Annotated in this window: 11 protein-coding genes and 1 pseudogene; 9 read left to right on the top strand and 3 right to left on the bottom strand. The window is 61.5% G+C overall.

The genetic code is table 11. The features are described from left to right. Positions 1-77: 77 nt before the first annotated feature. The 3 genes and pseudogenes from WYS_RS10585 to WYS_RS16665 form a co-directional block, all read left to right on the top strand. Positions 78-1151: a formate--phosphoribosylaminoimidazolecarboxamide ligase gene (locus WYS_RS10585; RefSeq protein WP_019178145.1), complete on the top strand. Its 1074-nt coding sequence runs from the start codon at positions 78-80 to the stop codon at positions 1149-1151. Beyond that, positions 1148-1750, top strand: coding sequence for a hypothetical protein (locus WYS_RS15115; protein ID WP_019178144.1), 603 nt, complete (start codon positions 1148-1150; stop codon positions 1748-1750). Before WYS_RS10585 ends, WYS_RS15115 begins: the two co-directional genes overlap by 4 nt. A 131-nt stretch (positions 1751-1881) precedes the next feature. Then, a pseudogene (locus WYS_RS16665) lies at positions 1882-2112 on the top strand (hypothetical protein); the annotation flags it as partial. Position 2113: 1 nt separating this feature from the next. Here the strand turns inward: WYS_RS16665 and pdxS are convergent. After that, on the bottom strand, positions 2114-3004 hold the full coding sequence (gene pdxS / locus WYS_RS10575; RefSeq protein ID WP_201798823.1) for a pyridoxal 5'-phosphate synthase lyase subunit PdxS: 891 nt from the start codon (positions 3002-3004) through the stop codon (positions 2114-2116). Positions 3005-3305: 301 nt separating this feature from the next. Here pdxS and WYS_RS10570 point away from each other — a divergent pair, with 301 nt between their 5' ends. Further along, positions 3306-4460 carry a pyridoxal phosphate-dependent aminotransferase gene (locus tag WYS_RS10570; protein ID WP_019178142.1) on the top strand — a complete coding sequence of 385 codons (1155 nt, stop codon included), beginning with the start codon at positions 3306-3308 and terminating at the stop codon, positions 4458-4460. 235 nt (positions 4461-4695) lie between these two features. Beyond that, positions 4696-5229 (top strand): hypothetical protein, encoded by a 534-nt coding sequence (locus tag WYS_RS10565; RefSeq protein WP_019178141.1) that lies wholly within the window; start codon positions 4696-4698, stop codon positions 5227-5229. A 27-nt stretch (positions 5230-5256) separates the two neighbouring features. On the opposite strand, the gene WYS_RS10560 is transcribed toward WYS_RS10565, so the two are convergent. Next, positions 5257-5439, bottom strand: coding sequence for a methytransferase partner Trm112 (locus WYS_RS10560; protein WP_019178140.1), 183 nt, complete (start codon positions 5437-5439; stop codon positions 5257-5259). A gap of 103 nt (positions 5440-5542) precedes the next feature. Between WYS_RS10560 and WYS_RS10555 the strand changes: the two genes are divergently transcribed. Both WYS_RS10555 and WYS_RS10550 read left to right on the top strand, forming a co-directional pair. Continuing rightward, on the top strand, positions 5543-5893 hold the full coding sequence (locus WYS_RS10555; RefSeq protein ID WP_019178139.1) for a hypothetical protein: 351 nt from the start codon (positions 5543-5545) through the stop codon (positions 5891-5893). Between the two features lie 97 nt (positions 5894-5990). Continuing rightward, positions 5991-7052, top strand: a complete 1062-nt coding sequence (locus tag WYS_RS10550; protein ID WP_019178138.1) for a threonine aldolase family protein — start codon at positions 5991-5993, stop codon at positions 7050-7052. A 58-nt stretch (positions 7053-7110) separates the two neighbouring features. On the opposite strand, the gene WYS_RS10545 is transcribed toward WYS_RS10550, so the two are convergent. Continuing rightward, positions 7111-7413 (bottom strand): hypothetical protein, encoded by a 303-nt coding sequence (locus tag WYS_RS10545; protein WP_019178137.1) that lies wholly within the window; start codon positions 7411-7413, stop codon positions 7111-7113. A gap of 216 nt (positions 7414-7629) precedes the next feature. Here WYS_RS10545 and WYS_RS10540 point away from each other — a divergent pair, with 216 nt between their 5' ends. Together WYS_RS10540 and WYS_RS10535 are read left to right on the top strand one after the other, a co-directional pair. Continuing rightward, entirely contained in the window at positions 7630-8931 is a 1302-nt protein-coding gene (locus WYS_RS10540) for a phenylacetate--CoA ligase family protein (protein ID WP_019178136.1), read from the top strand. Next, on the top strand, positions 8931-9362 hold the full coding sequence (locus WYS_RS10535) for a hypothetical protein (RefSeq protein ID WP_019178135.1): 432 nt from the start codon (positions 8931-8933) through the stop codon (positions 9360-9362). Before WYS_RS10540 ends, WYS_RS10535 begins: the two co-directional genes overlap by 1 nt. Positions 9363-9454 lie beyond the last annotated feature (92 nt).

Raw genomic sequence — 9454 nt, 5'->3', positions numbered from 1 at the left:
TGCGATGAGGCGGGAGGAATAATTCAACAAAGTTTGCGGTGGGAAAGGTTTATTAGACGGATTAAAAATCTGTCGTTATGGTCCCGAAAAACAAGATCCTCGACATCATCAAGGATTATGACCCAAAGGACATAACCATCGCCACGCTTTGTTCCCACACTTCCCTCCAAATATTCAACGGGGCCAAGAAGGAGGGCTTCAAGACGCTGGGGCTGGCGGTGAACCAGAAGACCAAGTTCTATGACGCCTTCCCGCTGGCCAAGCCGGACGAGATCATCCGCTTCGACAGCTACGATGACTTCGTCACCCGGGCCGAGGAGCTGAGGGACCGCAACGTCATCATCGTCCCCCACGGCTCCTTCGTGGAGTACATGGGGACCGAGCGCTTCGAGGCCATGGAAGTCCCCACCTTCGGCAACCGCGCGGTGCTGAAGTGGGAGGAGGACCGCGAGACGCAGCGCACCTGGCTGGAGAGCGCGGGCATCCAGATGCCCCGCCGGATCGCCGACGCCAAGGACATCACCGAACCGGTGCTGGTGAAATATAATGGGGCCAAGGGCGGGCGCGGCTTCTTCATCGCCAAGGACTACCTGGAGTTCAAGATGGGCATCGACCTCAGCCAGGAATCGTACACCATCCAGGAGTACGTCCTGGGCACCAGGTACTACCTGCACTACTTCTACTCCCCCATCCACCCGCGCGGGTACAGGGTGGGCACCGGCTCCATCGAGCTCCTTTCCATGGACCGCCGCGACGAGAGCAACATTGACGAGCTTTACAAGCTCGGCGCCACCGAGGAGCTGAAGAAGCACGGCATGTTCCCCAGCCTGGTGGTCACCGGGAACATACCGGTGGTGATACGGGAGAGCCTCCTATCCAAAGTGTTCGAGATGGGCGAGAGCGTTATCGAGCGGAGCATCGAGCTGTTCGGCGGCCTCATCGGGCCGTTCTGCCTGGAGTCCATCGTCACCGACAAGCTGGACTTCAAGGTGTTCGAGATCTCCTGCCGCATCGTGGCCGGCACCAACCCCTTCATCACCGGCTCCCCCTACTCCGACCTGATCGAGCCAGGCATGAGCACCGGGCAGCGCATCGCCCGGGAGATCAAGGACGCCGTCGCCATGGGCAGGCTGGGCGAAGTGGTGTCGTGAAGCTGGTCGTGGTCCTGGCGGACGCCGAGCTGGAGCTCGCGCCGGCGGGTACGGGGCTGCCGGCCCTGGACGCCTACTTCCACCGGGACCTCGTAAAGAGCATGGATGACGGGGATAGGCGGGGCCGCGGGGACATCGTCCACAGCTGCCTTCTCCTTCTCCAAGGTTCCGAGCTGAACCGCCAGGGGAATCTGGGGGTGTTCGTTCACACCCGCGGTGGCCAGGTCATCGCGGTCGAGCCTGGCGCCAAGATCGCCCCCAATTACATACGGTTCCTGCAGCAGATGGGTTCGCTCCTCGCTGGCGGCAAGGCGGAAGGCTATTCCCTATCTGACAGGGACTTCAAACAGCTCATCGCCGAGATCGGCGCCGACCTGGTGGTGGCCATGTCCCCCCACGGCAGGGACGTTCCCCTGAGCGAGGTGCTGAGATCGCGCCCGGACGGCACCGTGGCCGTGGTCATGGGCGCGTTCCCCTGCGGCGACTACCAAAGCCCGGTGTACGAGCTTTGTGACGTGAGCGTGTCGCTAGGACCGGAGCTGCTGACGGTGCCGGAAGTGGTGCGCAGGGTACTCTCGGCCGCTTCCGAGAATCCGTGAGAAATAGAGAATGTTAATCAATTCCCACTTACGGAGTATCTCCACGTTCAAGGAGGACTAATGCCATCAATCGGCACTATAGTGGGATGACTTAGGTACTTCCCAGGGGAACGAGCTAGGAGTGCTCATGCTGTGGCGAACTAGTTCCTAAAACACTTGATGATAGGTGGCACGACTGTCCATACTGTGGGTCGTCTCTCTCGCGTGACCATAACGCTTATATCAATATCCTCAATAGAGGACTGTTGAAGATAGGGCAGGAACTGCCCGAACTCGCTCGTGGACAGACGGCATATGCCTCATCAGGTGATAGGGCAAGCCGTCTGCATGAAGCAAGAAATTCCGCCCTAAGGGCGGGGTAGTTCACCAGCCCCGCTCCTGGAGCCTCTGCTCGGGGGCGATGGTGGAGATCTCGATGCCCCTCATGGCGTCGCCCAGGCTCTTGGACACCGTGCCGATGACGGACGGGTCGTCGTAGTGCGTGACCGCCTCGACAATGGCCTTGGCCCTCTTGGCGGGGTTGTCGGACTTGAATATGCCGGAGCCGACGAACACGCCGTCGGAGCCGAGCTGCATCATCAGCGCGGCATCGGCGGGAGTGGCGATGCCCCCTGCGGCGAAGTTGATCACCGGAAGTCTCTGGATCTCGGCGACCTCCTTGACCAGCACGAAGGGGGCCTGTATCTCCCTGGCCACCGCGCGAAGCTCCTGGTTGTCCTTGTTCTGGATCTCCCTGACCTTCCCCATGATGGTATGCTGGTGGCGGACCGCCTCGATGACGTTGCCGGTTCCGGCCTCGCCCTTGGTGCGTATCATGGCCGCGCCCTCGTCGATGCGCCTCAGCGCTTCGCCCAGGTCCCTGGCGCCGCACACGAACGGCACGGTAAACTTCTTCTTCTCTACATGGAAGAACGGATCGGCCGGGGTCAGCACCTCGGATTCGTCGATCATGTCAACGCCCAGGGCCTCCAGCACCTGCGCTTCTACGAAGTGGCCTATGCGGCACTTCGCCATCACCGGGATGGTGACGGAGTCGATGATCTCTTCGATCATAAGCGGGTCGGACATCCTGGCAACGCCACCCTGGGCGCGGATGTCCGCAGGGACCCTCTCCAGCGCCATCACCGCAACGGCCCCTGCCTCTTCGGCAATCTTGGCCTGCTCGGCGTTGGTGACATCCATCACGACCCCTCCCTGCTGCATCTTGGCAAAGCCACGCTTGACAAGGTCGGTCCCGTAACGGAGCTTGGTCATGTCCAACTCAAAAGGCATTTGTAAACACCGGGGGGTCGTTACACCTGTCTGGTATTTAAAATTTTTAGAATAGTATCGCGCCGTTCTGACTTTTTTCAAGCTGGACCTTGGTCTTCCGGGCCCCCCGGGGGAGCGCAAAACCCTATCCTCGACGGAAAGTACAGGCGGCGCCCGCGGGCGCCGGCATATGATTGGTGGTGGGAAGTCAACGCGGCGGTACGATATCACGCTGGACAATCCCTCCCCATATCCTTATGATAAGAAAGGCTAAATGGGGGTCATCATATCCTAGGGGACGGACATGGCTGCAAGGCGTCTGAAAAACGTGCCCGAATCCGGCACGGTCAAGATCGCGAACATCGTCAGCAAGCTCAGGCATGAGGGAGCGGACATAGTCTCATTCTCCATGGGAGAACCCGACTTCCCCACCCCCGACAATATCACCCAGGCCTGCGTGGCCTCCCTGAACGATCATTTCACCCACTACACTCCCTCTGCCGGTATCCCCGAGCTGAGGAAGGCGGTGGCGGCGAAGGCCAGGGAGATCAACGGCATACCTTGCACCGATGCCAACGTCCTCATCACCCCGACCAAGCAGGCCATATTCATGGCTGCGCTGGCCATGATCGACGAAGGTGACGAGGTAATACTTCCCGATCCCACCTGGGGCACCTACGAGGCCTGCGTGCGCCTGGTGGGCGGCGTGCCCAAACTGGTCACCCTGGACGAGAGCACCGAGTTCCGCATGACCCCTGAGAAAGTGTCCGAGGCCATATCCTCGCGCACTAGGATGATATTCATCAACTCCCCCGCCAATCCCACTGGCTCCGTCCTCACCGAGGCGGACGTCGAGGGCATCGCCGACCTGGCGGTGGACCGGGACCTGTGGGTCCTCAGCGATGAGGTGTATGAAAGAGTGGTGTTCGAAGGCAAGCATGTCTCCATCGCCTCGCTGCCGGGCATGTTCGACAGGACCATCACCGTCAATGGCGTGTCCAAGACCTACGCCATGACCGGGTGGAGGCTGGGCTGGGCCATCGCGCCCACTCCCATCTTCAAGGCGCTGAACACCCTGCAGACCCACTCGATCACCTGCTGCACATCTTTCGTGCAGAAGGCCGGGGTGGAGGCCCTCAACGGCCCCCAGGACTCCGTGGACCGCATGGTGCAGGAGTTCAAGGCCCGCCGGGACCTCATCATGGACCTGATGGACGAGATCCCCACCCTGAACTGCCCCGAGCCCAAGGGCGCGTTCTATCTGTTCCCTTCGTACGACCAGAGCATCAGCTCGGAGGATATGGCCGCCTACCTGCTGGAGAAGGCCCATGTGGCAGTGACCCCCGGGTCCGCCTTCGGTCCGGCCGGGGAGAAGCACATCCGCATATCATACGCGTGCTCGCGCCAGGACATCGTCGAGGGAATGGGCCGCATCAAGGAAGCGCTGGCCAAGCTGTAAGTTCGCCAGCGGCGGACCTTCGGCAAGCGCACAATCGATAAGGAGAGCACATTATTTTTATTCACACTCCCTTTGGACCCTGGGAAGGAGAGGGAGAATCCGGGCCGCATACCATTGCTAGAATGGGCTGTCATCGTTCGAACCTCCTCCCTTCGCGGAAGAGGATCATAATGGACGACGAGCAGCAAGCAAGCGGGAAGAAGAGGCCCCCAAGAAGGCGATATCGATCGGGCTGGTGACCGTGGCGGTCGCCGCGGCCCTCATACTGGCGTCGATCGCACTGCTGGGGAGCGGGTCAGAGGAAGAAGACCTCGTCACCGGGAAGATATCGGAGAAGATATTGCAGCCCGAGGACATGGGCGCGGGATGGACCGCGTACAAGGCCTTTTCCAACGCTACGGGGCCAATGCCCTCCGGGGCATATGAGGACGGCTCCATCACGCTCAAGAGCCACAATGCCACGGGCCAACCGGCCTTCATCATCGAGATAACATTAGTCTTCTTTAACTCAAGCGAGAGCGCCGAGTCGTTCTATCAGGGCTACATTGGGAACCCACCCATGGGCCTGTTGAACCCCCAGAGCGTCCAGGTGGGCGACAATGCGACGATCTACGATGCGGTCTCCTACCTGGTAGGTCACGACGGCAAGATCCTTGTGCTCAAGGAAAGGAATGTAGTATGCTATATCAGCTACGGCGCTACACAGCCTGGCCAGGTGACCGAGGTCATGGCCATCGAGGCGGCCAACAAGCAGATCGACAAGCTCTGATGAGGGATCTCCGCAAACCCCTTCCCGTCACTTTTTCTCACTGGGCAACATGTCGGGGATGCCCTCTGATATGGAGTACTCCCTCCTGCACTGGGGGCAGGTCAGCCTCCCCTCTTCGATGCCCTTGTCGCTCTCCTTGAAGACCTCCAGATCGAGGGGGGTTCTCTTGCAAACGGGGCATGCCAGAATATTCATGAGCTGCCGCTTCATCTTATCCTCTGCAACATGCCAATCAGGGCTATATTTTCTTTCTTAGGATGACGGACGTCGGAAGCTTTTATTGAGCCCTGCACCGATTCGTTCTGGGAGCACCATGTCTGTGAAGGGGCAGGACGGCTTCGAGCGCGCGGAGCGGGAGCACAGGCAGATCTCCGAGAGGCTCCGGCGCGCCAATGGCGCCGTGGAGATTTCGGAGGCGGAGCTGGACCTCCTCACCGTCCTGCTGATCATAGAGGTCATACTCCTCCCGCTGTCGGTGGTCGCGGGGACCGATGTCTACCCCATGGTGCTCTACACCATGGCCATCACCGCGGCGTTCTTCGCCCTCTTCTTCGCCGTGAACGTCCTGGGGGAGCGGTCCGCCGGGCGCCAGGTTTCCAGGCTGAGGCAGGCGGAGGCCGAGGAAGCGGCCGCCAGGGTTGTCCTTCCCGAGCGGCCCAGGTAGTTCGGTCGGGGGTCATCTAATGTCAAAAATCTTATTGCGTATCAATGTCTCCGCGTTGCCACCGCGGGGGCCTCGGCCCCCGTCAGGAGATAATACTATGAAGATGATCGATCTCAGGAGCGACACCGTTACACTGCCCACCCCCGATATGATGCAGGCGATCGCCGAGGCCGAGCTGGGGGACGACGTCTTCCGCGAGGATCCCACGATCAACAAGCTGCAGGAGCTGGCGGCGCGAACGTTCGGCAAGGAGGCCGCCCTGCTGGTCACCAGCGGCACCCAGGCGAACATGGTGTCGGTGCTGGCGCACTGCCGGCCGGGCGATGAGGTCATACTGGAAGCGGACTCGCACCTCCAGTACTACGAGGTCGGCGGGCTGGCCGCCGTCGCCGGGGTCACCCCCCGCCTGATCGAGGGGGACCGGGGAAGGTTCACCGCCGCCCAGGTGCAGGAGGCCGCCCGGGGGGAGGACATCTACTTCCCCAACACCACTCTGCTGGAGATCGAGAACACTCACAACCGCGCCGGCGGCACTTGCTGGACGCCTTCCCAGGTGGCTGAGGTGGCCAAGGCCGCCCATGATCTCAGGATGAAGGTGCACATCGACGGGGCCAGGATATTCAACGCCGCGGTGGCGCTGGACGTCGGCGTGAAGGACTATGCCCGCCACGTCGACTCCCTGATGTTCTCCCTGTCCAAGGGCCTCAGCTGTCCGGTCGGCTCCGTGGTGGTGGGGGACAGCGACTTCATCGAGAGGGCCAGGAAGAAGCGGAAGATGCTGGGCGGGGGGATGAGGCAGGCCGGGATAATCGCCGCCCCTGGCATCGTCGCCCTGAACAAGATGGTCCCCCGGTTGAAGGAGGACCATGACAACGCCAGGCGGCTGGCCGAGTACCTGGGCATGTTCGACGGGCTCAAGATCGATCTCAGCACGGTGCAGACCAACATGGTGCTGGTCGACGTTGCCGACACCGGGCTCACCGGGCAGGAGTTCAGGGACCGGGCGGCCGAGAAAGGGCTGCTGATCTCGGTGTTCGGGCCCCACCTGGTGCGGTTCGTCACTCACTACGGGATCACCGCGGCGGACGTGGACGAGGCCGCCGGCATCATAGAGTCAATGCTGCCCCGCTGCAGTGGAAACGCCTGCGCCATCGGATAATGGGAGAAAATAAAAGCCGCTGGCGGAGAGCCGCGTCGCCGCGCTCCCCGGCGGCCGATCACTTCTTCTTGGGCGCGGGCTTCTCGGGCTTGGCGGCGGGCTTTTCCTCCGGCTCTTCCCCGTCCCCGTCGCCCTCTTCGATGACGTAGCACTCGCACTCCTCGTCATCACACTCGCATCCCTCTTCCGGCTCCAGAAAGTCGATGAGGAACGAGTTCATCTCCTCGAGGATCGTCTGGGCCTTCTTGATCTCCCCGTCTTTCAACAGCAACAGCACGGCCTCAAGGTCCTCCTGCATGGCCTGGAGGTCATCATCAAGGTCGTCAAGCACAGCGTACAGGTGATCCATCTTGTCCACCATCGGGAGAACATAATGGAAACAGGCAAATATAGGTTCCGCCCCGCCATATCCCGCGCTCCATCATGCGTTTTCAACAAAACTATTAATGCTCCATGCTATCACCCGTCAGACCCTTTATGGCGGTCGCGGGCTGGCAGAAGGCGGGATGACCGCGATGGCGCTCCTTTGGCGGCGCCTCCCCGGCCTGTCGAGCGCTTCATCCGGAGAGAGGAACCGATGGTTTGCTGGGAACCCCGCATCGAGAACATGCCCCCCGAGGAGCTCAGGGCCGTACAGTACAGGCACCTGAAGGCCCTGGTGGACAGGCTGTACGACACCAATGACTTCTACCACGCCAGGATGAGGTCCGTCAACGTCCTCCCGAGCGACATCAGGTCCCTCGACGACGTCCGCAAGCTGCCCTTCATGAGCAAGAAGGACCTGCGGGACAACTATCCTGACAAGATCTTCTCCGCTCCCAAAAGGAACATAGTCCGCTATCACGCCTCCTCCGGGACCACCGGGAAACCGACCATCGTCGGATATACCCAGAAGGACGTCGACACCTGGGCCCTCTCGCTGGCCCGGTCGCTCTCATCCATCGGCCTTACCTGCGATGATGTCATCCAGGTGGCCAATACCTATGGCCTGTTCACCGGCGGCCTGGGGTTCCACTACGCCGGCGAGAAGCTGGGCGCGTCGGTGATCCCGGCGTCCACGGGCAACACCGAGCGCCAGATCGAGCTGATACAGGACCTCGGTGTGACCGCTATGGCCGCCACCCCCTCGTACCTTCTGCACCTCGGAGAGGTAGCGGAGAAGATGGGCGTCTCCATCAAGAACGACACCAGGCTGAGGGTCGGCCTGCTGGGCGGGGAGCCCTGGTCCATCCGGATGCGCGACCGCCTGCAGGATTGGCTCGGGGTAAGGGGGTACAACTGCTACGGCACCTCCGAGATGTCCGGGCCGATGTTCTCGGAATGCTCGGAGCAGGACGGCATCCACATCTGGGGTGATATCACGCTCACGGAGATCCTTGACCCCGAGACCGGCGAGCCGGTGGCGCCGGGAGAGAAGGGCGAGATGGTCGTCACCATGCTGCAGAAGGAGGCCATGCCCATGGTGCGCTACCGCATCGGCGACATCACCGCCGTGGAGACGGAGCCGTGCCCATGCGGCCGGACGCACCCGAAGATCCGCCGCATATACGGGAGGGTGGATGACATGCTGATCGTCCGCGGCATCAATGTGTTCCCGTCTCAGGTGCAGCATGCCTTGATGAGCGTACCAGAGGTCGGCGAGCACTTCCAGATAGTCGTCGAGCGCAAGGGTACGCTGGACACCATGCTGGTCCGCGTGGAGCTGAAGAAGGAAGCGTTCACCGACAACATCGTCAAGCTCATGGAGGTCAGGGAGCGCATCCAGTACCGTCTCAAGGGCTCCCTGAACGTCGGCGCCACGGTCGAGCTGGTGGAGCCGGGGACGCTGCCCCGGTACGAGGGCAAGAGCAAGTTCGTGGTGGACAAGAGGGATATCTGATGTACGAGAAATACCGCATCAAGCAGCTCTCCATATTCTCGGAGAACAAGCCGGGGCGGCTGGCCGCGGTGGCCAAGGCCATGAAGGAAGAGGGCGTCAACATCAACGCCTTCTCCATTGCCGAGGGCGCCGGCTACGGCGTCATCCGCACCCTGGTGGACAAGCCCGAGAAGGCCTACGCCAAGCTCCAGTCCCTGGGCTTTACCGTGATGTACACCGACGTGCTGGCCATCGAGATGACCGACCAGCCCGGAGGGCTGTACGATGCGATCAGGACCCTGGGGGAGGCGGGCATCAACATTGAGTATTCCTATGCCTACTCCGGCCGGAAGTGTGCCGTGCTCATCATGAGGGTCGAGTCCATCGACGAAGCGGCCAAGAAGCTGGTCGAGAGCGGGGCCAGGCTGCTCGAGGTCTCGCAATTCACGTGATACGCGCCGCCGGGTGCGGAAGCTGAGATCACTGGGGGCAAGAGAGTCCAGCTCGCGGCTCACTTAGATTACGTGCTAATAGGCACCGTGAG

This window comes from Methanomassiliicoccus luminyensis B10 (assembly GCF_000308215.1).
GTDB classification, from domain to species: Archaea; Thermoplasmatota; Thermoplasmata; order Methanomassiliicoccales; family Methanomassiliicoccaceae; genus Methanomassiliicoccus; species Methanomassiliicoccus luminyensis.
This window is presented reverse-complemented; position numbering and strand designations above follow the sequence as displayed.

Bases quoted from the DNA above. Each gene is read 5' to 3' on its own strand.
- WYS_RS10585 (WP_019178145.1), top strand. From the start codon at position 78: ATGGTCCCGAAAAACAAGATCCTCGACATCATCAAGGATTATGACCCA.
- pdxS (WP_201798823.1), bottom strand. From the start codon at position 3,004: ATGACCAAGCTCCGTTACGGGACCGACCTTGTCAAGCGTGGCTTTGCC.
- WYS_RS10570 (WP_019178142.1), top strand. From the start codon at position 3,306: ATGGCTGCAAGGCGTCTGAAAAACGTGCCCGAATCCGGCACGGTCAAG.
- WYS_RS10560 (WP_019178140.1), bottom strand. From the start codon at position 5,439: ATGAAGCGGCAGCTCATGAATATTCTGGCATGCCCCGTTTGCAAGAGA.
- WYS_RS10555 (WP_019178139.1), top strand. From the start codon at position 5,543: ATGTCTGTGAAGGGGCAGGACGGCTTCGAGCGCGCGGAGCGGGAGCAC.
- WYS_RS10550 (WP_019178138.1), top strand. From the start codon at position 5,991: ATGAAGATGATCGATCTCAGGAGCGACACCGTTACACTGCCCACCCCC.
- WYS_RS10545 (WP_019178137.1), bottom strand. From the start codon at position 7,413: ATGGTGGACAAGATGGATCACCTGTACGCTGTGCTTGACGACCTTGAT.
- WYS_RS10540 (WP_019178136.1), top strand. From the start codon at position 7,630: ATGGTTTGCTGGGAACCCCGCATCGAGAACATGCCCCCCGAGGAGCTC.
- WYS_RS10535 (WP_019178135.1), top strand. From the start codon at position 8,931: ATGTACGAGAAATACCGCATCAAGCAGCTCTCCATATTCTCGGAGAAC.